Annotated in this window: 22 protein-coding genes; 1 reads left to right on the top strand and 21 read right to left on the bottom strand. The window is 72.4% G+C overall.

Features of this window, described 5'->3' with window-relative positions; all coding sequences use genetic code 11:
- Positions 1-97 precede the first annotated feature (97 nt).
- A complete protein-coding gene (gene murA / locus KPL59_RS05675) occupies positions 98-1,366 on the bottom strand; it encodes a UDP-N-acetylglucosamine 1-carboxyvinyltransferase (RefSeq protein WP_020621462.1) in 1,269 nt (422 codons plus the stop codon).
- A 124-nt stretch (positions 1,367-1,490) separates the two neighbouring features.
- Between murA and KPL59_RS05670 the strand changes: the two genes are divergently transcribed.
- Positions 1,491-2,084 (top strand): cob(I)yrinic acid a,c-diamide adenosyltransferase, encoded by a 594-nt coding sequence (locus KPL59_RS05670; protein WP_020621463.1) that lies wholly within the window; start codon positions 1,491-1,493, stop codon positions 2,082-2,084.
- Positions 2,085-2,145: 61 nt separating this feature from the next.
- Here KPL59_RS05670 and KPL59_RS05665 read toward each other — a convergent pair whose 3' ends face one another.
- The 20 genes from KPL59_RS05665 to KPL59_RS05570 all read right to left on the bottom strand — a co-directional run bounded on the left by KPL59_RS05665 (position 2,146) and on the right by KPL59_RS05570 (position 23,614).
- Positions 2,146-2,595, bottom strand: coding sequence for a DUF2550 domain-containing protein (locus KPL59_RS05665; protein WP_149665441.1), 450 nt, complete (start codon positions 2,593-2,595; stop codon positions 2,146-2,148).
- A 20-nt stretch (positions 2,596-2,615) separates the two neighbouring features.
- Positions 2,616-2,987, bottom strand: coding sequence for a F0F1 ATP synthase subunit epsilon (locus KPL59_RS05660; RefSeq protein ID WP_020621465.1), 372 nt, complete (start codon positions 2,985-2,987; stop codon positions 2,616-2,618).
- Positions 2,988-3,005: 18 nt separating this feature from the next.
- On the bottom strand, positions 3,006-4,439 hold the full coding sequence (atpD, locus tag KPL59_RS05655) for a F0F1 ATP synthase subunit beta (protein ID WP_226360154.1): 1,434 nt from the start codon (positions 4,437-4,439) through the stop codon (positions 3,006-3,008).
- Positions 4,439-5,437: a F0F1 ATP synthase subunit gamma gene (locus KPL59_RS05650; RefSeq protein WP_226360153.1), complete on the bottom strand. Its 999-nt coding sequence runs from the start codon at positions 5,435-5,437 to the stop codon at positions 4,439-4,441. Before KPL59_RS05650 ends, atpD begins: the two co-directional genes overlap by 1 nt.
- A 12-nt stretch (positions 5,438-5,449) precedes the next feature.
- Positions 5,450-7,087, bottom strand: a complete 1,638-nt coding sequence (atpA, locus tag KPL59_RS05645; RefSeq protein WP_226360152.1) for a F0F1 ATP synthase subunit alpha — start codon at positions 7,085-7,087, stop codon at positions 5,450-5,452.
- Between the two features lie 76 nt (positions 7,088-7,163).
- A complete protein-coding gene (locus KPL59_RS05640) occupies positions 7,164-7,994 on the bottom strand; it encodes a F0F1 ATP synthase subunit delta (RefSeq protein WP_075310505.1) in 831 nt (276 codons plus the stop codon).
- Positions 7,994-8,542 carry a F0F1 ATP synthase subunit B gene (locus tag KPL59_RS05635; protein WP_083695233.1) on the bottom strand — a complete coding sequence of 183 codons (549 nt, stop codon included), beginning with the start codon at positions 8,540-8,542 and terminating at the stop codon, positions 7,994-7,996. Before KPL59_RS05635 ends, KPL59_RS05640 begins: the two co-directional genes overlap by 1 nt.
- 63 nt (positions 8,543-8,605) lie before the next feature.
- Positions 8,606-8,851, bottom strand: coding sequence for a F0F1 ATP synthase subunit C (locus KPL59_RS05630; RefSeq protein WP_020621511.1), 246 nt, complete (start codon positions 8,849-8,851; stop codon positions 8,606-8,608).
- Between the two features lie 124 nt (positions 8,852-8,975).
- Positions 8,976-9,749 (bottom strand): F0F1 ATP synthase subunit A, encoded by a 774-nt coding sequence (gene atpB, locus KPL59_RS05625; protein WP_226360151.1) that lies wholly within the window; start codon positions 9,747-9,749, stop codon positions 8,976-8,978.
- A 360-nt stretch (positions 9,750-10,109) separates the two neighbouring features.
- Positions 10,110-10,586 (bottom strand): hypothetical protein, encoded by a 477-nt coding sequence (locus KPL59_RS05620; protein WP_226360150.1) that lies wholly within the window; start codon positions 10,584-10,586, stop codon positions 10,110-10,112.
- 250 nt (positions 10,587-10,836) lie between these two features.
- Positions 10,837-12,768, bottom strand: a complete 1,932-nt coding sequence (locus KPL59_RS36730) for a hypothetical protein (protein ID WP_308187833.1) — start codon at positions 12,766-12,768, stop codon at positions 10,837-10,839.
- Between the two features lie 38 nt (positions 12,769-12,806).
- A complete protein-coding gene (gene glyA / locus KPL59_RS05610) occupies positions 12,807-14,090 on the bottom strand; it encodes a serine hydroxymethyltransferase (RefSeq protein ID WP_020622278.1) in 1,284 nt (427 codons plus the stop codon).
- A gap of 76 nt (positions 14,091-14,166) precedes the next feature.
- Positions 14,167-14,829 (bottom strand): L-threonylcarbamoyladenylate synthase, encoded by a 663-nt coding sequence (locus KPL59_RS05605; protein WP_020622279.1) that lies wholly within the window; start codon positions 14,827-14,829, stop codon positions 14,167-14,169.
- A 59-nt stretch (positions 14,830-14,888) separates the two neighbouring features.
- Entirely contained in the window at positions 14,889-15,788 is a 900-nt protein-coding gene (gene prmC, locus KPL59_RS05600; RefSeq protein WP_226360149.1) for a peptide chain release factor N(5)-glutamine methyltransferase, read from the bottom strand.
- A 71-nt stretch (positions 15,789-15,859) separates the two neighbouring features.
- On the bottom strand, positions 15,860-16,936 hold the full coding sequence (gene prfA / locus KPL59_RS05595) for a peptide chain release factor 1 (RefSeq protein WP_226360148.1): 1,077 nt from the start codon (positions 16,934-16,936) through the stop codon (positions 15,860-15,862).
- A gap of 88 nt (positions 16,937-17,024) precedes the next feature.
- Positions 17,025-17,246, bottom strand: a complete 222-nt coding sequence (rpmE, locus tag KPL59_RS05590) for a 50S ribosomal protein L31 (protein WP_020623493.1) — start codon at positions 17,244-17,246, stop codon at positions 17,025-17,027.
- A gap of 132 nt (positions 17,247-17,378) precedes the next feature.
- Positions 17,379-19,826 carry a transcription termination factor Rho gene (gene rho / locus KPL59_RS05585; RefSeq protein WP_374111598.1) on the bottom strand — a complete coding sequence of 816 codons (2,448 nt, stop codon included), beginning with the start codon at positions 19,824-19,826 and terminating at the stop codon, positions 17,379-17,381.
- 325 nt (positions 19,827-20,151) lie between these two features.
- Positions 20,152-21,054, bottom strand: coding sequence for a homoserine kinase (gene thrB / locus KPL59_RS05580; protein WP_020626022.1), 903 nt, complete (start codon positions 21,052-21,054; stop codon positions 20,152-20,154).
- Positions 21,054-22,070: a threonine synthase gene (gene thrC / locus KPL59_RS05575; protein ID WP_255676560.1), complete on the bottom strand. Its 1,017-nt coding sequence runs from the start codon at positions 22,068-22,070 to the stop codon at positions 21,054-21,056. The genes thrB and thrC overlap by 1 nt, the downstream gene beginning before the upstream one ends.
- A gap of 164 nt (positions 22,071-22,234) precedes the next feature.
- Positions 22,235-23,614 (bottom strand): homoserine dehydrogenase, encoded by a 1,380-nt coding sequence (locus tag KPL59_RS05570; protein WP_020626020.1) that lies wholly within the window; start codon positions 23,612-23,614, stop codon positions 22,235-22,237.
- Positions 23,615-23,659 lie beyond the last annotated feature (45 nt).

The raw sequence follows: 23,659 nt of genomic DNA, 5'->3' as shown, positions 1-23,659 counted from the left end.
GACGGGCCTCCTCGTCGAGTTGACGCGAAGGGTGACACGGCGCGGGCCGGCCCGCCGGGCTGCTGGGCCGTTCGGAGCAGCAGCGGGCGGACCCGCCCTACCGCTCCGGCTCGCCCGCGACGCGTCGGATGTCGGCGCCCAGCGCGGACAGGTTCTCCACGAACCGCGGGTAGCCGCGGTCGATGTGCGCGACGTCCCAGACCTCGGTGGTGCCCCGTGCGCACAGCCCGGCCAGCACCAGCCCGGCGCCCGCCCGGATGTCGCTGGCCCACACCGGCGCGCTGGAGAGCTCGGGCCGCCCGCGGACGACGGCGTGGTGGCCGTCGGTGCGGGCGTCCGCACCCAGGCGCACCATCTCGTCGACGAAGCGGAAGCGCGCCTCGAACACGTTCTCGGTGATCATCGAGGTGCCCTCGGCGACGGCGGAGAGCGCGATCGCCATCGGCTGCAGGTCGGTGGCGAAGCCCGGGTAGGGCAGCGTCACGAAGTCGACCGCCTCCGGGCGTCGGGACATCGCGACCGAGAACTCCTGCTCGCCGGTGGTGATCTCGGCGCCCGCGCTGCGGAGCTTGTCCAGGACCAGGTCGATGTGGTGCGGGTCGACGCCGCGCACGGTGACCTCGCCACGGGTCATGGCGGCCGCGAACGCCCAGGTGGCACCGACGATCCGGTCCCCGATGACGCGGTGCGTGGTGGGCTGCAGGCCAGCGACGCCGTGCACGGTCAGCGTGGAGCTGCCGACCCCCTCCAGCTTCGCGCCCATCTGTTGCAGCATCACGCAGAGGTCGACGATCTCCGGCTCGCGGGCCGCGTTGTCGATGACCGTGGTGCCCTCGGCGAGCACCGCGGCCATCAGGATGTTCTCGGTCGCCCCGACGCTCGGGAAGTCCAGCCAGATCTGCGCGCCGTGCAGGTCTCCCGCCGTCGCGGTGACGCTGCCGTGCACGATGTCGGTGGTCGCGCCGAGCTTGCGCAGCCCGTTCTGGTGCATGTCCAGCGGCCGCGAGCCGATCGCGTCGCCGCCGGGGAGCGGGACGACCGCCCGCCGGCACCGCGCCACCAGGGGCCCGAGCACGCACACCGACGCACGCAGCTTGGACACCGACCGGTAGTCGGCCTCCGCGCCGGGATCGGCGGGCACGTCGATGTGCACGGTCGATCCCTCGATCGCGACCGTGCAGCCCAGGCTCCGCAGGACGTCGGCCATCAGCGGCACGTCCAGGATCTCCGGGCAGTTCTCGAGCGTCGTCCGTCCCTCGGCCAGCAGTGCCGCCGCCATGAGCTTGAGCACGCTGTTCTTCGCCCCGACGACGTCGACGGACCCGCTCAGCCGGGCCCCGCCGTTGACCGCGAAATGCTCCACCACGCCCGGAACGGTAACGGGACCGTCACCGCGCCGGATGCCCGCCCCGGACGGCCCTGCACCTTCGGACCGTCCGGCGCACCCCCGCGTCTGGTCGCCGGAGCACCGGCGCGCCTAGCCTGTCGGGGTGGCGGTGAACCTGACGCGGATCTACACGAAGACCGGCGACGACGGTACGACGGCCCTGGGCGACTTCAGCCGGGTCCGCAAGACCGACACCCGGCTGGCGGCCTACGCCGACACCGACGAGGCGAACGCCGCGATCGGCGTGGCGGTGACGGTCGGCGGGCTCGCCGAGCGGGTCGCCGACCCGCTGCGGCAGATCCAGAACGACCTGTTCGACGTCGGGGCCGACCTGTGCGCGCCGATCGTCGAGAATCCCGAGTACCCGCCGCTGCGGATCACCGAGGGCTACGTCACCCGGCTCGAGGGCTGGTGCGACGAGTTCAACCTCGAGCTGCCCAAGCTCAAGTCGTTCATCCTGCCCGGCGGCACCCCCGGCGGCGCCTACCTGCACGTCGCGCGGACCGTCACCCGCCGTGCCGAGCGGTCCGTGTGGGCCCTGCTGGAGGCCGACCGGGAGCGGACCAACCCGCTGACGGCGCAGTACCTCAACCGGCTCTCGGACCTGCTGTTCATCCTCGGCCGGGTCGCGAACCCCGACGGCGACGTCCTGTGGCAGCCGGGTGGCCCGCACGGCGCCCCGACCGCCGACGCCTGACCGACCGCGCGGGACGGACCGACAGAGCGGGCGGCTCCGCAACGCCACGGGGTGGGCGGGGTCAGGACGCCTCGCGGAACCCGTGTCCCTGGCCCGGGGGCGTGGACTCCAGCCAGGCCATGAAGCCGGTGCGGACGCCCGCGGACATCGCGAGCTCGACGTCGACGTCGCGCCCGGCGGCGTCGCGGCCACGGCAGCGCAGCACCTCGACCGCCATCGGGATCGCGAACTCCTCCGACCGGTGCGGCGGCCGCCGGTCGACGATCTCCAGATCCGCCCGGTCCATCACGACGGTCGCACCGATCCGGAAGCTGGTCAGGCGGTACCAGGCGAAGCGCTCGCCCTCGTAGCGCCCGACGCCGAAGTGCCAGTCCGTGACAGCGAAACGGCGGCGCAGACACAGGTCCACACCGCCGCCTCGCATGAGTCGTACCCGCCGTACGGCGAGCCAGACCAGGGGGATCACCAGGCACAGCAGCAGAACTCCGACGATCGCCGCGATGAGCTCCACTGCCGTGCCCGGTCCCCGTGCTAGTTCGCCTCGGCCGCCCGAAGGCGGGCCTCGGCCCGGGCGATCGCCGATTTCCCCTCGTCGGTGGACGAGTCGGCGCCGTCGCGAGCCCGCCGGGCCCGCTCGACGTCGATCTCGTCCGCCTGCTCGGCGAACTCGGCGAGGATGGACACCCGCTCCGCCGACACCGACAGGAACCCGCCGTGCACCGCGATGGTGCGCTTCGAGCCGTCGGTGGAGTCGATGCGGACGACCCCGGCCTCCTCCAGCTGGGCCAGCATCGGCTGGTGGCCGGGCAGGATGCCGACCTCCCCGACCGTGGTCCGGGCGAGCACGAAGCGTGCGTCACCCGACCACAGCCGGCGCTCGACCGAGACCAGCTCCACGGTCATCTCAGCAGGCATGGAGGATCAGCTCTCCAGCTTCTTGCGGTTCTTCTCCAGGTCGTCGAGACCACCGCAGAGGAAGAACGCCTGCTCCGGGACGTCGTCGAACTCGCCCTTGGCGATCTTGTCGAACGCCTCGATGGTCTCCTTGAGCGGGACCGTCGAGCCCGGCTGGCCGGTGAACTGCTCGGCGACCAGGAGGTTCTGCGAGAGGAAGCGCTCGATGCGACGCGCCCGGCCGACGAGCTGCTTGTCCTCCTCGGACAGCTCGTCGATACCGAGGATGGCGATGATGTCCTGCAGGTCGTTGTACTTCTGCAGGATCCGCTTGACCTCGTTGGCGACGCGGAAGTGCTCGTCACCGACGTACTGCGGGTCCAGGATCCGCGAGGTCGAGGTCAGCGGGTCCACCGCCGGGTAGATCCCCTTCTGGGAGATCGGCCGGGAGAGCTCGGTGGTCGCGTCGAGGTGCGCGAACGTCGTCGCCGGAGCGGGGTCGGTGTAGTCGTCCGCGGGGACGTAGATCGCCTGCATCGAGGTGATCGAACGGCCGCGGGTCGAGGTGATCCGCTCCTGCAGCTCGCCCATCTCGTCGGCCAGGGTGGGCTGGTAGCCCACCGCGGACGGCATGCGGCCGAGGAGGGTCGAGACCTCCTGGCCGGCCTGGGTGAACCGGAAGATGTTGTCGATGAACAGCAGGACGTCCTGCTCCTGCACGTCGCGGAAGTACTCCGCCATCGTCAGCGCGGAGAGCGCGACGCGCATACGGGTGCCCGGCGGCTCATCCATCTGACCGAACACCAGGGCGGTGTTCTTCATGACGCCCGACTCGGTCATCTCCGTGATGAGGTCGTTGCCCTCACGGGTGCGCTCACCGACGCCGGCGAACACCGAGGTGCCACCGAAGTTCAGCGCGACACGCTGGATCATCTCCTGGATCAGCACGGTCTTGCCGACACCGGCACCACCGAACAGACCGATCTTGCCGCCGACGACGTAGGGCGTCATCAGGTCCAGCACCTTGATGCCGGTCTCCAGCATCTCGGTCTTGCCCTCGAGCTCGTCGAAGCGCGGGGCCTTCTGGTGGATCGACCGGAGGTCACCGGTGAACTGGATGGACGGGTCGTCCAGGCAGTCGCCGAGGGCGTTGAACACGTGCCCCTTGACCTGGTCGCCGACCGGGACGGAGATCGGGCGGCCGAGGTCGGTGACCTCCTGGCCGCGCACGACACCGTCGGTGGGCTGCATGGAGATGGCCCGGACCAGGTTGTCACCCAGGTGCGTGGCGATCTCCAGGGTCAGCTTGCGCTTGTCGCCGGAGAGGTCCACCTCCAGCGTGAGCGCGTTGAGCAGGCTCGGGACCTGGTCACGCGGGAACTCGACGTCGACGACCGGGCCGGTCACCTGGACGACGCGCCCGGTGATCGGGCCGGCCGAAGTTTCGTCGGTCGTGGTCATCAGCTCTCACTTCCTGCGCTGGCGAGAGCGTCGACCCCACCGACGATCTCGCTGATCTCCTGGGTGATCTGTGCCTGGCGAGCCTGGTTGGCCTCCAGGGTCAGGCTACGGATCAGTTCGTTGGCGTTGTCCGTCGCGGCCTTCATGGCCCGCTGCCGGTTCGCCGACTCCGACGCCGCCGACTCCAGCAGGGCCGCGTAGAGGCGGGCCCCGATGTACTTCGGCAGCAGCGCGTCGAAGAGCGTGTCCGGGTCCGGCTCGAACTCGTAGAGCGGCTGGAGACCCTTGGTCTCCGGGTGGTCCCGCTGGCTCTCGGCCGTGTCGGCGTCGCCGTCGATCTCGTCGACCGGCTTCGCCGAGGCACTGTCGGCCGCGTACTCGACCTCGAGCGGAGCCATCCGCCGGGCCTGCGGCACCTGGGTGATCATGTTCTTGAAGCTGGTGTACACGAGGTGCAGCTCGTCCACGCCGTGGGTGCCGTCGGCATTCCCGTCGTGGTCGTCCTCGCCGGCCATGAACGCGTCGACCAGCGTCTTCGCCGCCTCGGCCGCGTGCTCGTAGCCCGGCTGCTCGGAGAAGCCGGTCCAGGACTGCTCGATCTCCCGGTTGCGGAACCGGTAGTACGAGACGCCCTTGCGGCCGATCACGTAGAGGACCGGCTCCTTGCCCTGCTCGCGGAGCAGGGCCTGGAGCTGCTCGGCCTCCTTGAGGACGTTGGCGTTGTAGCCGCCGCACTGACCGCGGTCACTGGTGACGACCAGGACCGCGGCGCGCTTCGGCTGCTCCCGCTCGACGAGCAGCGGGTGGTCCAGCGCCGAGTTCGACGCGAGCTCCGAGAGGGTGCTCGTCATCAGCTCGGCGTACGGACGCGCCTCGTCCACCCGTGCCCGGGCCTTCGCGATCCGTGAGGTCGCGATCAGCTCCTGGGAACGGGTGATCTTCTTGATGGACTGCGTCGACCGGATACGCCGGCGCAGCACCCGGATCTGTGCCGCCATCGGGTATCAGCCTCAGTTCTTCTTGACCGTGACGGTCTCCTGCTCGACATCGTCCTCGTCGAGAGCCTTCTCGGCCTTCTCCTTGGGGACGACCGAGGAACCGTCGGACGCGGTGAACTCGTTGCGCTTGAACTCGTCGACCGCCTTGGTCAGCGTCTCGACGGCGTCGTCGGAGAGCTTCCCGGTGTCGGTGATCTCGTTCAGGGCACCGGAGGCGTGGCGCCGCGAGTACTCGCGGAACTCCGCCTCGAAGCGCTGCACGTCGGCGACGGGCACCGAGTCGAGCTTGCCGGAGGTGCCCAGCCAGATCGAGACGACCTGGTCCTGCACCGAGACCGGCGCGTACTGCGCCTGCTTGAGCAGCTCGACCAGGCGCTCGCCACGGCCCAGAGCGGCGGCCGAGGCGGCGTCGAGGTCGGAACCGAAGGCGGCGAACGCCTCCAGCTCGCGGTACTGCGACAGGTCCAGACGCAGCGAGCCCGAGACCGTCTTCATGGCCTTGATCTGCGCCGAGCCACCGACCCGGGAGACCGAGATGCCGACGTTGATCGCTGGCCGGACGCCCTGGTTGAACAGGTCGGACTCGAGGAAGACCTGGCCGTCGGTGATCGAGATGACGTTGGTCGGGATGTAGGCCGACACGTCGTTCGCCTTGGTCTCGATGATCGGCAGACCGGTCATCGACCCCGCGCCGAGGGCGTCGGAGAGCTTCGCGCAGCGCTCCAGCAGACGCGAGTGCAGGTAGAAGACGTCGCCCGGGTAGGCCTCACGGCCCGGCGGGCGGCGCAGCAGCAGCGAGATCGCACGGTAGGCCTCGGCCTGCTTCGACAGGTCGTCGAACACGATCAGGACGTGCTTGCCCTGGTACATCCAGTGCTGGCCGATGGCCGAGCCGGTGTAGGGGGCGAGCCACTTGAAGCCGGCCGGGTCGGACGCGGGGGCGGCGACGATCGTCGTGTACTCCAGCGCTCCGGCGTCCTCCAGGGACTGCCGGACACCGGCGATCGTGGAGCCCTTCTGGCCGATGGCGACGTAGATGCAGCGGACCTGCTTCGTCGGGTCGCCCGACTCCCAGTTCTCCTTCTGGTTGATGATCGTGTCGACGCAGACCGCGGTCTTGCCGGTCTTGCGGTCGCCGATCACCAGCTGGCGCTGGCCGCGGCCGATCGGGGTCATGGCGTCGATGGCCTTGATCCCGGTCTGCAGCGGCTCGCCGACGGACTGGCGGTCCATCACGCCGGCCGCCTGGAGCTCGAGCACGCGGCGGGCGTCGCTCTCGACGTCGCCGAGGCCGTCGATCGGGTTGCCCAGCGGGTCGACGACCCGGCCCAGGTAGCCCTCGCCGACCGGCACGGACAGGACCTCGCCGGTGCGGGTGACCTGCTGGCCCTCCTCGAGGCCGGTGTAGTCGCCCAGGACGACCGCACCGATCTCGTTCTGCTCGAGGTTCAGCGCGACGCCGCGGACGCCGCCCTCGAACTCGAGCAGCTCGTTGGTCATGGCCGAGGGCAGTCCCTCGACGTGGGCGATGCCGTCACCGGTGTCGGCGACGATCCCGACCTCACGGCGGGACGTGCCGCTCTCCAGCGACGAGACGTAGCTGGAGATCGCACTCCGGATCTCCTCGGAGGAGATCGTCAGCTCTGTCATGGCTGCGTCGTTCCTTCTCTCGAACGGGGTCTTCGGGTCGTTCCGCCGGGGCTCCGGCGATCGCGTCCGAAGCAGGTCAGCTGGGCAGGGATCGGCGAGCTGCGGCGAGTCGACCCGCCACACTGCCGTCGATGACCTCGCCGCCGACCTGCACGACCAGGCCTCCGAGGAGGCTCCGGTCGAGCTCGACCTGCAGGGAGATCGTGCGGCCGTACATACGGCCCAGGGTCTCGGCGAGCTTCGTCTCCTGCTCGGAGGAGAGCTCGACGGGTGTGCGCACCTTGGCCACCGAGCGGTCCCGGCGGGCCGCCGCGAGCTCGGCGAGCTCCTCGGCGACGACGTCGAGGTGCCGGCTGCGGGGCAGCCGGACCGCTTCACGGAGCAGCGTCGCCGTCACCGGGTAGACCTTGTCGCCGAGCACCGAGTCCAGGAGCTGGACACGACCCTCGACGGGCCGGGCGGTGTCGCCGAGCAGGCTCGCCAGCTGCGGCTCGCGGGCCACGATGCGGCCGAACCGGAACAGCTGGTCCTCGACCTCGTCGAGGGAGCCGTTGCGGTCCGCGATCGCGATGGCCGCGCGGCGGGCGAGGCCCTCCGCACCGGTGACGATGTCGCGGGCGGTCGACCAGCGCTTGCGCACCAGCTCGGAGACCAGGTCCACGGTCGGCTGCGAGAGCTGGGACCCGAACAGCCGGCGGACCAGGTCCACACGGGCGTCCTCGGGGGACGACGCGTCGGCCAGCAGGCGCCGGACGGAGCGCTCGGAGTCCAGGAACCGGGCCACCGCGAACAGCTCGTCCGCGGTCGTGGTCAGGTCCCGGGCCGACGCGGAGTCGGTCCAGGAGTCCAGCCGCTCGGTCAGCGCCGCGAGGGACTCACGGCTGGCGGGCTGCAGGACAGCCGCCATCAGTTCGCCCCGCTCCGCTGGGCCACGCCCTGCTGGTCGAGCTCACCGAGGAACGAGTCGATCGTCGCGGAGCGACGCGAGTCGTCGGCCAGCTGCTCGCGCAGCAGGCGCTCGGCCAGCTGGACCGACAGGCCCCCGACCTCGTTGCGCAGAGCACGCTGGGCGGCGTCGCGCGCCGCGGCCACCTGCTCCTCGCCACGGGCCTTGATGCGTGCGGCCTCGGCCTCGGCCTCCTCGCGGAGCTCGGCCTTGATCTGCTGGCCCTCGGCCCGGGCGTCGTCGCGGATGCGCGCCGCCTCGGCCCGGAGGCCGGCGAGCTGCTCCTCGTACTCCCTCTTCAGCCGGTCCGCCTGCTCCTGGGTCTCCTGAGCACGCTTGAGGCCGCCCTCGATCGCGTCGGTCCGCTCTTCGTAGAGCGCCTCGAAGCGCGGGACCGCGAACTTCCAGAGCAGGAACAGCAGGATCGCGAACGCGACCAGGCCGAGCACGAGCTCATCGAGGTGCGGGAGAATCGGAAGCGGCTGTTCGGCGGCGAGAATCAGTTCCACCGTGTGTCCTTCCCTGACATGGCCGCCGGTACCGGGACCGGCATGAGAGTGATCTGCCGGCTCTTACTGCGCGATGAAGAAGAGCACCAGGCCGATCAGCATGACCAGCTCGGCGAGGACGAAGGTGGTCCAGCCGATACCCATCAGCTGGCCGCGGGCCTCCGGCTGGCGGGCGGTGCCGCTGATGACGGCCGACCAGATCAGGCCGACGCCGATACCGGCGCCGATGGCCGAGGCGCCGAACCCGATGGCCGCGAGGCCCGGGTTGATGTTGGCGGCTTCCTGGGCCAGAACCTGGGTGACGTTCACTTCGGGTTTCCTTCCGTCGGGTCCGCGGAATGCGGGTCGTTCGGTGTATCGGCCCGGGCGGGCCGGCGGATGAAGCAGGTGGTGCGAGCGCGGTGCCGGCGGCACCGGGGTCTCGGTGGTGCGGTCAGTGGTCCTCGGAGATCGCCGCGCCGATGAAGACGGCGGCGAGCAGGGCGAAGACGTAGGCCTGGATGACCTGGACCAGCGCCTCCAGGAACGTGAACGCGATCCCGGCGGCGAACACCACCGGGGACGCGATGACGAGCGCGGAGCCCGCCGACAACAGGAACGCCGCACCCACGGCGGTCAGGGCGAGGATGAGGTGGCCGGCGAACATCGCGGCGAACACACGCAGTGCCAGCGAGAGCGGCTGCACCAGGAACTTCTGCAGCAGCTCGATCACGATGATCAGCGGCGCGATGAAGACCGGGACGCCCGGCGGGAGCGCGGCGTGCTTGATGTAGCCGAAGAACCCGTGCTTCTTGAACCCGGCGTAGTGGTAGAAGACGTAGACGAACAACGCCAGCGCGATGGGGAACCCGATCCGCGACAGCGTCGGGAACTGGATGAACGGGACGATCGCGAAGATGTTGTTGACCAGGATGAAGCTGAACAGGCCGAGGATCAGCGGGATGTACCGCTTGAACTCCTCGGAGCCGATCTGGTCACGCGCCATGGTGTTGCGCGGGATGTTGTAGAAGGACTCCAGCCCGAACTGGAATCGGCTCGGCACGATGGACAGCTTGCGCGTGCCCAGCGTGAAGACGGCCGCGACGATGATCAGCGACAGGACCGCCAGCACCATCGGCTTGGTGACGGCGCCGAAGACCGGCGGGTACTCGAACAGACCTGCGCCGGGCGGAGTGAACTCCTCGGCCGCCAGTACCAACGTGCCCAATGGGGGTCCTTCCGGTGCTCCCGCTCCGCATCCACGCGGAACGGGGGATCGCCTGCAAGGTGCCTCGTGATGCGATGTGTTTCCGGGCGACCGGGTCGAAACACCGGAAGTCACCCACATCGCCTACGTGGCGGATGCTATCAGCCGTACTTCTACACGACGTCGGGGGCTCGTACCCACCTCACCAGCGCGTTCGCCCGACGAAACGATCTTGATCGGGCTCGGCGGGCCGCCTCCGGTGATTCACCGTTAACTCGCCCGCGGGTCGCCGCCCGGTCATCCGCCGGACGCTCCCGCCCGACCCCGTGGACGCCTCCGCGGGCACCGCAGGAACGGACGAATCGGTCGTCGAACCCCAGGTCAGGCATCTGTGGACCCCGGATCGGTGCCGATCAGGATCTGGAGCTTCTGCCCCGCCCAGGCCTCCGCCGCCGTGGTCGTGATGAAGACGACGAGCATCGTGACGGCCAGTGACATGCGGTGCAGCCCTGGCCCACCCCCGAGGGTGAACAGGGCGAGCAGGAGGATGATGGCCTTCAACGCGAGGCCGCCGAATGCGGCCAGCATCACAGCGCCGGGCTCGAGATGGGTCGTCCGCAGCATCAGCATCGGCGTCAGCAGGGCCGAGCCGGTGGCCAGCAGGCCGCCGAGGGCCGCCGCGGACAGGCCGGGGACCCCGGCCGCGATGACCCCGCCGACGGCGCAGAGCACCGTGGTGGCCACGCCGACCAGGGCGGCACCGCGGGCCATCGACCCCGACAGCCGCCGTACGACCTGCGCCTGGCCGAGCGCGGGACCGTCGTACTCCACGGTTCCCCAGCGGTCCCATCGCCACACGGTGCGTCCGCCTCCCGGCTCACCGGCCGCCCCACCAGCGGGTACGGCTCCGCGCACACGGTAACCGGCGGGTCCGACACCTCGACCGGCGCCGTCGCGGTCGGCACCGTCGCGGTCCCCGCCGGCACCGGTCGCAGCCGGCACCGTCGCGATCGCGGCCGCCCGTCCGGTGGCCGGACCGCCGCGGGACGGACAGCGTTCGTGACCGAGGACACCTGAGCCCCTGGCCAGGGCGGACGGGGGCGGGCGGTCAGGAGTCGCCGTCGTGACCGGGGTGGTGCGCCGGGGTGGGGACGGTCGGCTGCTCCCCCGGTGCCGCGGCGGGGCGGGCGCGACGGCCGTCGGAGTTCCCGTCGCCCGGGGGGCGCTGCGGACCGCGGGCGCCGTCGGGACGCGGGCCCGCAGCTCCGGGGGCCCCCGGGTCCGGTGCGGGCGGGCCGCCGGACGTGCGCGGCATCGTCGGACGGACCGGGACCGGCCGCGACGGGGGCGGTGGGGTGGGCGGACCGGCGGCGTGCGGCGCCGGCGCGACGGGCGTCGCGGGGGCCCGTGTGCCGGGTCCCACCCGGGCCGCACCACGGGCGCCCGCGGGGCGGTGCACGCCACGGGGCCACGGCTCGGGCCCGGCGGCGGGGTTCCCGCCCGGCACGACCCGTCCGGGCGCGGGCCGCGTGGTACGCCCCCGCGACCCGGTGCGGTCGGCGGTGGCAGCGTCCGCCGCCGTGGTCGCGCCCGGGCGACGGTCGGCAGGACCATTCGCGGCCGGACTCCCGGCCGAACGACGGTCGCCGGCCCCGTTCGCCGCCGGGCTCCCGGTCGGACGACGGTCGGCTGGGCCGTCCGTGGTTGCGTTCGCGCCGGTCCGATGGCCGGTGGCGCCCGTCGCGGCCGGGCTGCCGCCGGAGCAGGGGCCGTCCGTGGTCGGGCTCCCGCCGGACCGGTGGTCGTCGACGTCGGGGGTGGGCAGGTCGTCGGTCGAGGCGATCGCCGTCTCCCCGGCGGGGGACGCCGCCGCGGAGGCGCTGCGCATCCGCGACCGGTGCGGCACGGCCGAGGCGACGAACGCCACCGCCAGCGCGATCCCGGTCGCGGCGAGCACCAGCCCGGTGCGCGGGACCAGGGCGAGTGCGACCGCACCGAAGGCGATCACCGCGACCCACAGGTAGACCAGCAGCACCGCGCGCCGGTGGCTGTGCCCCACCTGCAGCAGCCGGTGGTGCAGGTGCATCTTGTCCGGGCTGAACGGGCTGGTCCCGGCCCGGGTGCGGCGTACGACCGCCATGAGCAGGTCGAGCGACGGGATGAAGACGATCCCGACCAGCACGATGACCGGGGAGACGAGCGCGAGGATGTTCCCGGCCGACGGGTTGTCCGACTGGGGCACCCGCCCGGAGGCGGTGGTGATGGCGGCGGACAGCATCACCCCGACCATCATCGAGCCGGTGTCGCCCATGAAGATCCGGGCCGGGTGGAAGTTGTGGGGCAGGAAACCCAGGCAGGATCCGGCGAGCACCACCGCGAGCAGCGCGGGGACGAATGCGGTGGGGTCGTTGCCGTTCTCGCTGATCAAGCCGACGCAGAACACCGCGGTCGCGAGCGTGGTGATCAGTCCGATGCCCGCCGCCAGGCCGTCGAGGCCGTCGACGAAGTTCATCGCGTTGACCAGGACGACGGTGACCAGCACGGTCAGAAGTACCGACTGGCCCTGACCGAGGAAGAGTGTCGAGCCCGTGAGGAAGGCGTCTCCGCCGATCGGGATCCAGATGGACACCCACTGCACGCCGTAGAGCACCAGCAGCCCGGCCGCGGTGACCTGGGCGGCGAACTTGGTGAGGGCGTCGAGGTCGTAGCGGTCGTCGAGCATCCCGACGCCGACCAGCAGCGCCGTCGCGACGACGACCCCGACCACCTCGGTGCTCTGCTCGAAGTAGGCCAGCCGCAGGGCCGGGAGCTGCAACGACAGCAGCAGCCCGGCCAGCACCCCGCCGAACATCGCGAGGCCGCCCCACCGCGGGGTCGGGGTGACGTGCACGTCCCGTCCCCGCGGCCAGGCGACCGCGCCGACCTTCAGCGCCAGCATCCGGACCGGCCCGGTCAACAGCAGCGTGGCGCCGGCGGCGACCAGCCCGACGAGCAGGAGCTCCCGGATGGGGAGTCCGTACGTGAACTGGTCAGTCGGCACGTCGCGAGCGCCTCTCCGCCTCCGCCGTGGGTCTCAGGTCACCCCCGAGGGTAGGCCGGTGCCTTCGCGACGAGTGCGGTGACCGCCTTCGCGACGTCGGCGAGCTCGGCGTCGCCGGCCGCGGTGTCGTGCTCGGCCTTGACCGCGCGGGCCAGCAGGGCGCCGACCTCGGCCATGTCGGCCTCGTTCATCCCCTGCGTGGTGACGCTCGGCGAGCCGACCCGGATGCCGGACGGCTTCATCGGCGGCGCCGGGTCGTAGGGGATCGCGTTCTTGTTCAGCGTGATGCCGGCGCGGTCGCAGCGGGTCTCCGCCTCGGAGCCGGTGACGCCGATCGGCCGCAGGTCCAGCAGGGCGAGATGGTTGTCGGTGCCGCCGGAGACGGCGCGCATCCCCTCGGACTCCAGGCTCTTCGTCAGGGCCCGGGCGTTCGCGATGACCTGGCGGGTGTAGGCCTGGTACTCCGGCTGCGCCGCCTCCTTCATCGCCACGGCCTTCGCCGCGACCGCGTGCATCAGCGGGCCACCCTGGGAGAACGGGAAGACGGCCTTGTCGATGGCCTTCGCGTGCTCCGCACGGCACAGCACCATGCCGCCGCGCGGGCCGCGCAGGACCTTGTGCGTGGTGGCGGTGACGACGTCGGCGTAGGGCACCGGCGACGGGATGGCCTTGCCGGCGACCAGGCCGATGAAGTGCGCGGCGTCGACCATGAGCTTGGCACCGACCTCGTCGGCGATCTCGCGGAACACCGCGAAGTCGATCAGGCGCGGGTACGCGGTCGCCCCGGCGATGATGATCTTCGGCTGGTGCTGCTTGGCCAGGTCGCGGACCTGGTCGTAGTCGATGACCTCGGTGTCCTCTCGGACCGTGTAGGACACCGCGTTGAACCACAGGCCGGAGAAGTTGACCTTGCTGCCGTGCGTGAGGTGGCCGCCCTGCTTGAGGTCCATGGCCAGCACGGTGTCGCCGGGCTTGGCGAACGCGGCGTAGGCGGCGAGGTTCGCGCTCGCGCCGGAGTGCGGCTGGAGGTTGGCGTGCTCGGCGCCGAAGAGCTCCTTGGTCCGGGCGTTGCCGATGTTCTCGGCGACGTCGACGACGCCGCAGCCGCCGTAGTAGCGGCGGCCGGGGTAGCCCTCGGCGTACTTGTTCGACAGCGTCGACCCAAGCGCGGCCAGCACCGCCGGGCTGGTCAGGTTCTCGCTCGCGATGAGCTGCAGTCCGCCGCGCAGGCGCTCGAGCTCGTCCAGCACGACGCCGGCGATCTCGGGGTCCTGCTGCTGCAGTGCGTGGAAGTCCGGTCCCCAGAAGGTCTGCTCGCTCACGCCGGGACACGCTACCCGCTGCCATCCCCGCAGGCTGCGGCCGTGCAGGCGTGATCACACCCGCGTGCGACCCGGATCAGACCCGGTCGATCTCCTGGCCGACGACCTCCTCGACCTGCTCGGCGGTCACCCCGCCCTCCCGCAGCAGGCGCGGACGGGCGCCGGTGAGGTCGACAATCGTCGAGGCGACCGGGTCGCCGGACGGGCCGCCGTCGAGGTAAACCTGCACGGTCGAGGCCAGCTGGGTGATCGCCTCGGTCACGTTGGACGCCGGCGGGTTGCCCGAGGTGTTCGCGCTCGACACCGCCATCGGCCCGACCTCGCGGAGCAGCTCCAGTGCGACCGGGTGCAGCGGCATGCGCAGCATCACCGTGCCGCGGGTGCTGCCCAGGTCCCAGGCCAGCGACGGCGCGTGCTCCAGGACGAGCGACACCTCGCCCGGCCAGAACGCCTCGATCAGGGCCCGCGCGGACTGCGGGACCGTCGACACGAGACCGTCGATGGTGGTCCAGGAGCCGACCAGCACGCCGACCGGCATGTCCGGGCCGCGCCGCTTGGCGGCGAGCAGCGCGCGCACGGCGGTGCCGTTGAACGCGTCGCAGCCGATGCCGTAGACGGTGTCGGTGGGCAGGACGACCAGCTCACCCGCCCGGACGGCGCGCGCGGCGGCGGTCAGACCACGCGTGCGCTCGGCGGGGACGCTGCAGTCGAACAGCGGCTGGGTCTGCGGTGCACTCACGGTTCGCGAGGATACGACCGCGCCGCGGACAGCCGCGGGGCGGCTCACGTCCGCGCGGGTCAGGGGCAGGGGACGCGGCGGGCGGTGACGAAGCGCGGGCGACCGGTGAGGTCGTCGTGCTCGGTGACCTCCCCCAGCGTGCGACGGCGGCGCAGCAGCGCCGGGACCGTCTCGCCGTGGGTGTCGTCGTGCTCGATCGCGAGGTGTCCGCCGTGCCGCAGCCATCCGCTGGCGCCGCGGACGACGGCCTGGATGATCTCGGTTCCGTCGGGACCGCCGAACACCGCGCCGGGCGGGTCCCAGCGCTCCACCTCGGGCGGCACCGGCGTGCCGTCCGGGACGTAGGGCGGGTTGCAGACGACCAGGTCGACCGCACCCTCCAGCTCGATGAGCAGGTCGGTCCACCGGACGTCGGCGACGTGCAGGGTCACCGGGCGCCCGCCCGCGGCGACGTGCGCGTCGAGGTTGCGCCGGGTCCACGACAGCGCCGACGGGTCGGCCTCCAGTGCGTGCACCTCGGCGTCGGGCCGCGACACCGCGAAGGCCAGCGCGAGCGCGCCGGACCCGGTGCACAGGTCGAGCACCCGGGGGCGGTGCACGTCGCGGATCGCGGCGAGGCCCCACTCCAGCAGCAGCTCGGTCTCCGGGCGCGGGGTGAACACCCCCGGTCCGACGGCGACCTCGACCGGGCCGAGCACCGCGGTGCCGAGGATGTGCTGCAACGGTTCGCGGGTGGCGCGGCGGGCGACGAGGGCCTGCAGCCGTTCGACGACCGGCGGGTCCACCAGCGGGGTCATCAGCAGCGTGGACCGTGACGAGCCGAGCACGTGCGCGGCGAGCAGCTCCGCGTCGACGCGCGGGGACGCGACTCCGGCGGCCGCCAGGGTGCGCTCGGCCTCCGCGATCGCCACCCGGAGCGGCAGCCGGCTGCCGGCCGCCGGGGTCGTCGTCTCGGTCACGCGTCCAGTGTCGCGGCTGCGGGGCGCGGGGACACCGCAGGTGACCGGTGCATCACCTGAGCGGGGGATCATCACTCCTGCTCCTGCTCCCCCGCCATGGCCTCGGCACGCTCGGCCGCGGTCAGCGCGGCGAGGACGTCGGCCAGGTGGCCGTCGAGGACCGCGGACAGGTTGTAGGCCTTGAACCCGACCCGGTGGTCGGAGATCCGGTTCTCCGGGTAGTTGTAGGTGCGGATCCGCTCGGAGCGGTCCACCGTGCGGACCTGCGAACGGCGCTGCTCCGAGGCCGCCTCGGCCGCCTCGGCCTCGGCCTTCGCCTGCAGCCGGACCCGCAGCACGTCCATCGCACGGGCCTTGTTCTGCAGCTGGGAGCGCTCGTTCTGGCAGGTCACGACGATGCCGGTCGGCAGGTGCGTGATCCGCACCGCGGAGTCGGTGGTGTTGACGCTCTGCCCGCCGTGGCCCGACGCCCGGTAGACGTCGACCCGGATGTCCGCGTCGTTGATCTCGACGTCGGGAGTGTCGTCGGCGTCGGGGAAGACCAGGACGCCCGCCGCCGAGGTGTGGATGCGGCCCTGCGACTCGGTCACCGGGACACGCTGCACGCGGTGCACGCCGCCCTCGAACTTCAGCGCGGCCCACACCCCGTCGACCGGGTCCTTGCTGCGCAGCGACAGCGTGATGTCCTTGTATCCACCCAGGTCGGACGGGGTGGCACCGAGCACCTCGACCTTCCAGCCGCGGCTCTCGGCGTAGCGGGTGTACATCCGCACGAGGTCCCCGGCGAACAACGCGGACTCCTCGCCGCCCTCGCCGGACTTGACCTCCATCAGGACGTCGTCGCCGTCGTGCGGGTCGCGCGGGCGCAGCAGCTCGGTCAGCTCGGTCTCGAGCTCGACGATGCGGGTGTCCAGGGCGTCGGCCTCGGCGGCGAAGGTGCGGTCCTCGGCGGCCAGCTCGCGGGCGGCGTCGCGGTCCTCACGGACCTGGGCGAGCTCGCGGGCGCAGCGCACGACCGGCCCGAGCTCGGCGTAGCGACGGCCCAGCTTGCGGGCCTGCGCCTGGTCGGAGAGGACGCTCGCGTCGGCGAGGCGCTGCTCCAGCTCGGCGTGCTCGTCGAGCAGGGCGTCGACCGACTGCGTGCTCATCGGTGGCTCCTTCGAGGCGCTGGGGCGGGAACGCGAAACGGCGCCCGCCTCCTCGCACGAGGCGAGGCGACGGGCGCCGTGTCGGGAGCTACTTGGCGGCGCGCTCGCGCTTCCCGTAGCGGGCCTCGAAGCGGGCCACGCGGCCACCGGAGTCCAGGATCTTCTGCTTGCCGGTGTAGAACGGGTGGCAGGCGGAGCAGACCTCGACGCTGATGGCGCCGTTGTTCTTGGTGCTGCGGGTGGTGAACTGGTTGCCGCAACCGCAGGTGACCTGGGTGTCGACGTACTGAGGGTGGATTCCCTCGCGCATGGCTCTCTCCTCATCGTTGGCCGCCGGGTCCCTGGTAGGACCAGGGTGAACCGGTGCCGGGAAGCTGACGGTCCATTCAACCATCCGGGCCCCGGTGGAATTCCCACCGGGGCCCGGACGGCGCGGCTCGGACTAGTCCTCGTCCTTGCCGGGGGTGTTCTTGGCGACCTGCATCAGGAACTCGATGTTGGTCTTGGTCTTCTTGAGCCGGCTGAGCACCAGGTCGAGTGCCTGCTGGTCGTCGAGCGCGGCGAGGACACGGCGGAGCTTCACCATCACCGCGTGCTCGTCGGGCGACATCAGGAGCTCCTCCTTGCGGGTGCTCGAGTCGCCGACGTCGATGGCCGGGAAGATCCGCTTGTCGGCGATCTTCCGGTCCAGCTTGAGCTCGGCGTTGCCGGTGCCCTTGAACTCCTCGAAGATCACCGTGTCCATCGTGGACCCGGTCTCGACCAGCGCGGTCGCGAAGATGGTGAGCGAGCCACCGTCCTCGATGTTGCGCGCCGCGCCGAGGAAGCGCTTCGGCGGGTAGAGCGCCGTGGAGTCGACACCGCCGGACAGGATCCGGCCCGAGGCGGGCGCGGCCAGGTTGTAGGCACGGCCGAGCCGGGTGATGTTGTCCAGCAGGACGACGACGTCGTGCCCCATCTCGACCAGGCGCTTGGCCCGCTCGATGGACAGCTCGGCGACGGCGGTGTGGTCTGCCGGCGGGCGGTCGAAGGTCGAGGCGATGACCTCGCCCTTCACCGACCGCTGCATGTCGGTGACCTCCTCGGGCCGCTCGTCGACGAGGACGACCATGAGGTGGCACTCGGGGTTGTTCGTGGTGATCGCGTTCGCGATGTTCTGCATGATCGTCGTCTTGCCCGCCTTGGGCGGGGAGACGATCAGCGCACGCTGCCCCTTGCCGACCGGCATGATCAGGTCGATCACGCGGGTGGTCAGCTGCGACGGGTCGGTCTCCAGGCGGAGCCGCTCGTTGGGGTAGAGCGGAGTCAGCTTGGTGAACTCGGGCCGGTTGCGCGCGGCCTCGGGGTCCCGCCCGTTGATCGAGTCGACGCGCACCAGCGGGTTGAACTTCTGCCGCTGCTGCTCGCCCTCGCGGGGCTGGCGGACGGCGCCGGTGATGGCGTCGCCACGCCGCAGGCCGTTCTTGCGGACCATCGACATCGACACGTAGACGTCGGTCGGGCCGGAGAGGTAACCGGTGGTCCGGACGAACGCGTAGTTGTCGAGGATGTCCACGATGCCGGCGACCGGCAGCAGGACGTCGTCGTCGCGGATCTCGGTGTCCACGCCGCCGCCGGCGCCGCCACCGGTGCGCTCGCGGTCCCGGCCGCGACGGCGGTCGCGGAACCGGCGACCGCGGCGGCCGCGGCCGTCACCGTCGTCGCCGTCGTCGTCACGGAAGTCGTTCCGGTCGGCGCCCCGGTCGTTGTTCCGGTCGTTGACGCGGTCGCCGTTGCGGTCGTTGTTCCGGTCGCCGTTCCGCTCGCCACGGTTGTCGCCGCGGTCGCCGGTCCGGTCGTTGTTGCGGTTCCCGCGGTTGCCGCGCCCGGAGTCGTCGCCGTCGCGGTTGCGTCCGCCACGGCCGTTGTCGCCGTTCGCGCCGTTGCCGCGGCCGTTGTCCTCGCGGGCGTCGCCGTTGCGGTCGCCACCGCGCTCGGTGTTGCGCTCGGTGTTGCGCTCGGTGTTGCGCTCGGTGTTGCGCTCGGTGTTGCGCTCGGTGTTGCGGTCGGTGTTGCGGTCGGTGTTGCGGCCGCGACGGCGGTCGCCGTCGGAGCCGGTGTCGTCGCCGTCGGCGTCGCGACGGGCGTCGCGCTGGCCGGCGTCCCGCTGACCCGCGTCGGACGCGGTGTCCTTCGGGGTGTCCTTCGGCGCGTCCTTGGGACCGGCGTCCTTCTGGCCGTTGTCGTCGCCCTGGCCGCGGCGGCGGGTCCGGCCACGACGGCCGGCGCCGTCGGCGTCCTCGCGACGCTCCTCGGCCGAGGCCGGGGTGCTCTCGGCCTGCGTCGGCGCACTCGCGGCCGGAGCGGCCTGCTCGGGCGCGGCGGCCGGGGCGCTCTCGGCGACGGCCGGGGCCGCGACGTTGCCGGACGACGTGCCGGAGGCGGCGTCGGTCGCGGTGGCGTCGGGGGCGCCGGCCGGCCGTGTCGCCGCACGGCGACGACGGGTGCGCGGCGCGGGGGCCTCGGCCTTCTCCGCAGACTGTCCGCCCTGGTCACCGACCTGCTCGGCGGGTGCCGAGGGGGCGGCCGGCGCAGCGGCGCCGTTGCCGGCGGGGGCCGCGGCGGTGTCGCCGAGGGCGAGCTGCGACGCGTCCGCGCCGTCGGAGCCGGTGGCGGCAGCGGGCTCCGCCTTCGCCTTCGGCTTCTTCGCGGGGGCCGCCGCCGCTCCGCCCTGACGCTCCTTGATGGCCGCGATCAGGTCGCCCTTGCGCATGCCGGAGATGTCGGGGACGTTCAGCTCGGTGGCCAGCTGGCGCAGCTCGGCCAGCACCATGCCGGACAGGCCGCCGCGTCGGCGGGGCGCCGCCTCGGCAGACGCGGTCCCGGTACCGGCGAGATCGGTCTCGCTCACAGAGTTCCTTCCTGACCGACCCGGTTACCTGTCCAGGTCAGGGGATGTCACACACTCGGCCGATACGGAGACCCCGTATCGGCAGCATTCACAGATGGAGTCCCACGACGACGTCGCGGGAGTCAGGCCGCCCGTTCGGGATTCCGAGTCCAATTCAGAAAGGAGATCGGGCGAGCGGGCCCGGCCGCAAGACTACGCCGATGTCGCGTGGATCGCCATGCGCGGTCGAGACTAGTCCGTACACCCCGGGGCGGCAACAACCCCCCTCGGACGACGCGCCGATCCACGGGGTCGCGTACCTCACGTTCCCGGCACGGAACCGGGATCAGCGGACCTCGACCTGCACACCGGTGGTGTCGACCGGCAGCCGCTGCACCGCGAAACCGTCGGTGTCGACGCCGTCGGGCAGCGCGCCGTCGCCGGTCAGGGCCAGCACCGTCGGCCCGGCGCCGGAGATCGCGGCCGGCACGCCGTGCTCGCGCAGCGCCTCGACCAGCCGCAGCGACGACGGGTACGCCGGGCGCCGGTAGGGCTGGTGCAGCCGGTCCTCGGTGGCCGCCATGAGCAGGTCGGGCCGCCGGGTCATCGCCAGCACCGCCAGCGCGCAGCGGCTGCCGGTGAACGCGGCGTCGGCCAGCGGGACCTGCTCGGGCAGCAGCCCGCGGGTGGTCTTGGTCGAGGACTCGACGTCGGGCACGCAGGCGACCGGATGCACGTCCGGGTGCACCTCCAGCTTCTCGGCATGGAAGCGCCGGGCCGACCCCGCCGCCTCCCAGGCCACCACGAACCCGCCGAGCAGGCTGGCCGCGGCGTTGTCGGCGTGGCCCTCCATCCCGGCCGAGAGCTGCAGCAACGCGTCGCGCTCCAGCTCCGGGTCCCGCCCGGCCAGGACGGCCGCGGCCGTCACCCCGGCGACGGCGGCCGCCGCGGAGCTGCCGAGCCCGCGCGAGTGCGGCACCGCGTTGAGGCAGCGCAGCCGCAGCCCCGCGGGCGCCCCGCCGAACGTCTCGAAGGCCAGGCGCATCGCCCGCAGGACCAGGTGACGCTCGTCACGAGGGACGTGCCGGCAGCCCTGCCCCGCGACGTCGACGAACAGTCCCGGCGTCTCGAAGGTCTCGACCTCGATCTCGTCGTAGAGCGCCAGGGCCATGCCGAGGGAGTCGAAGCCGGGGCCCAGGTTGGCCGTCGACCCCGGCACCCGCACCAGTACCCGCGTCGGGCGGCCCATCAGGCCAGCTCGAGCGCCGCCGCGACCGCGCCGGGGTCGATCGGCACGATCTCCGGGTCCGGCGCGGTGAGCAGCGCGGTGTCGGGGTCCTTGAGGCCGTGCCCGGTCACCGTGCACACCACCAGCGAGTCCGCGGGCAGGGTGCCGTTCTCCCGGCTCTGCAGCAGCCCGGCGACGCTGGAGGCCGACGCCGGCTCGACGAACACGCCCTCCTGCGCGGACAGCATCCGGTAGGCGGCGAGGATCTCGTCGTCGGTGACGGCGGCGAAGCGCCCGTTCGACTCGTCGCGGGCGGTGGTCGCGCCCTTCCACGAGGCGGGGGCGCCGATCCGGATGGCGGTCGCGATCGTCTCGGGCTCGCTCACCGGGGCGCCGTGCACCAGCGGGGCGGCACCGGCGGCCTGGAACCCGAACATCCGCGGCAGCGTGTCGACGATGCCGTCGGCGTGGTAGCCGCGGTAGCCGTACCAGTAGGCGGTGATGTTGCCGGCGTTGCCGACCGGCAGGCAGTGCACGTCCGGGGCGCGGCCCAGCTGGTCGCAGATCTCGTAGGCGGCCGAGGCCTGCCCGGCGATCCGGGTCGGGTTCACCGAGTTGACCAGCGCGATCGCCGGGTAGTCGGCGGTGGTCTTGCGGGCCAGCTCCAGGCAGTCGTCGAAGTTGCCGTCGATCTGCAGGATCCGGGCGCCGTGTGCGACGGCCTGGGCGAGCTTGCCCAGCGCGATCTTCCCGGTCGGGACGAGCACCGCGCAGGTCATCCCGGCACGGGTCGCGTAGGCGGCCGCCGACGCCGAGGTGTTGCCGGTGGAGGCGCACAGCACGCTGGACTTGCCGTCGGCGAGCGCGGCGGTGACCGCCATCGTCATGCCGCGGTCCTTGAACGAGCCGGTCGGGTTGGCGCCGTCGACCTTGAGGTAGACCTGGCAGCCGGTCCGCTCGGACAGCCGCGGGGCAGGGAGCAGCGGCGTACCGCCCTCCCCCAGGGTCACCACGGTCCAGTCCGGCTGCACCGGCATCCGGTCGCGGTAGGCCTCGATGACACCCGGCCACTGGCCGGGCGGTGGCGGCGCGACCGCGCCGGTCACCTGGGTCACCGGACCGAAGGGGCCGGAAGCGGGCCCCCGGACTCCTCGCACGCTGCCCGTCACGACCGGTCCACTCCCTGATCCCTCGTCGGTGGTCATTCGCCCATACCCAGTGCGCTCACCGCGCGGCCCAGGCCCTCGACCCGCAGCACCCCGGCGACGCCGAGGACGTGGTCGAGGTCCAGCAACGCCGACACCGTCGCCGACAGCGCGGCCTCCGGCGCCGAGTGCGTGACGACCGTCAGCCGGGCCTGGCTGCGGTCCGAGCCGTCGGCCCGGTCCACCGAGCCGTTCACGCCGCCGGTCTGACGCACCGCGGCGATCGACACGCCCTGCTGCGCGAACTCACCGGCGATCGCGGCGAGCACGCCCTCGCGGTCGGCCACCTCGAGGTCGACGTGGTAGCGCGTCGGCACCTCGCCGATCGGGCGCACCGGCAGGCTGGCGTAGGCCGACTCGCGCGGCCCGCGGCCGCCGCCGACCCGGTTGCGGGCCACCGCCACGAGGTCGCCGAGCACCGCGGAGGCGGTCGGCGCGCCGCCGGCGCCCTGGCCGTAGAACATCAGCTGGCCGGCGGCCTCGGCCTCGACGAACACCGCGTTGAAGGCGCCGTCGACGCCCGCCAGCGGGTGCGAGTCGGGGACCATCGCCGGGTAGACCCTGGCGGAGACCGACTCGGCCCCGTCGGCCGCGACGACGCGCTCGCAGATGGCGAGCAGCTTGATCGTGCAGCCGAGCCTGCGGGCGGCCGCGACGTCGGACGCGCTCACCTCGCGCATGCCCTCGCGGTGCACGTCGGAGGCGGTGATGCGGGTGTGGAACGCCAGCGACGCCAGGATCGCGGCCTTCGAGGCGGCGTCGTAGCCGTCGACGTCGGCGCTGGGGTCGGCCTCGGCGTAGCCCAGCCGGGTCGCCTCCTCCAGCGCGTCGACGTAGGAGGTGCCGCCCGCGGACATCGCCGAGAGGATGAAGTTCGAGGTGCCGTTGACGATGCCGGCGACCCGGGTGATGCGGTCCCCGGCGAGGGACTCGCGCAGCGGGCGGAGCAGCGGGATCGCCCCGGCGACCGCGGCCTCGTAGTAGAGGTCGGCGCCGGAGGCGTCGGCGGCCTCGGCCAGCGTCGGGCCGTCCTCGGCGAGCAGCGCCTTGTTCGCCGTCACGACCGAGCGGCCGGACTTGAGAGCCTCCAGCAGCCAGCCGCGGACCGGCTCGATCCCGCCGATGACCTCGACGACGACGTCGACGTCGTCGCGCGTCACGAGCTCGCCGGCGTCGGTGGTCACCAGATCCGGGAAGTTCTCGGTCAGCCAGGGGTGCCGGTGCGGTCGCCGCACGGCGACCCCCGCCAGCTCGATGCGGGCCCCCACCCGCGCAGCCAGCTCGTCGGCCTGCTCGGTGATGAGCCGGACCACCTCGGTGCCGACGGTGCCGCAGCCCAGCAGTGCCACCCGGACGGCGCCGGTCTCGCTCGCCACGTGTCCTCCTCGCGTGCACGCACCCCTCGGGCGCGCGCCGATCAT

The sequence above is a fragment of the Pseudonocardia sp. ICBG1142 genome, from assembly GCF_020496255.1.
Lineage (GTDB): Bacteria > Actinomycetota > Actinomycetes > Mycobacteriales > Pseudonocardiaceae > Pseudonocardia.
Note: the sequence above shows the minus strand (reverse complement) of the source record. Positions and strands in the feature narration are given on the sequence as shown.

Coding starts and splice junctions, on each gene's coding strand:
- KPL59_RS05660 (WP_020621465.1), bottom strand. CDS start 2,987: ATGACCGTGGAGCTGGTCTCGGTCGAGCGCCGGCTGTGGTCGGGTGAC.
- atpD (WP_226360154.1), bottom strand. CDS start 4,439: ATGACCACGACCGACGAAACTTCGGCCGGCCCGATCACCGGGCGCGTC.
- KPL59_RS05650 (WP_226360153.1), bottom strand. CDS start 5,437: ATGGCGGCACAGATCCGGGTGCTGCGCCGGCGTATCCGGTCGACGCAG.
- atpA (WP_226360152.1), bottom strand. CDS start 7,087: ATGACAGAGCTGACGATCTCCTCCGAGGAGATCCGGAGTGCGATCTCC.
- KPL59_RS05640 (WP_075310505.1), bottom strand. CDS start 7,994: ATGGCGGCTGTCCTGCAGCCCGCCAGCCGTGAGTCCCTCGCGGCGCTG.
- prfA (WP_226360148.1), bottom strand. CDS start 16,936: ATGAGCACGCAGTCGGTCGACGCCCTGCTCGACGAGCACGCCGAGCTG.
- rpmE (WP_020623493.1), bottom strand. CDS start 17,246: ATGCGCGAGGGAATCCACCCTCAGTACGTCGACACCCAGGTCACCTGC.
- thrB (WP_020626022.1), bottom strand. CDS start 21,054: ATGGGCCGCCCGACGCGGGTACTGGTGCGGGTGCCGGGGTCGACGGCC.
- thrC (WP_255676560.1), bottom strand. CDS start 22,070: ATGCCGGTGCAGCCGGACTGGACCGTGGTGACCCTGGGGGAGGGCGGT.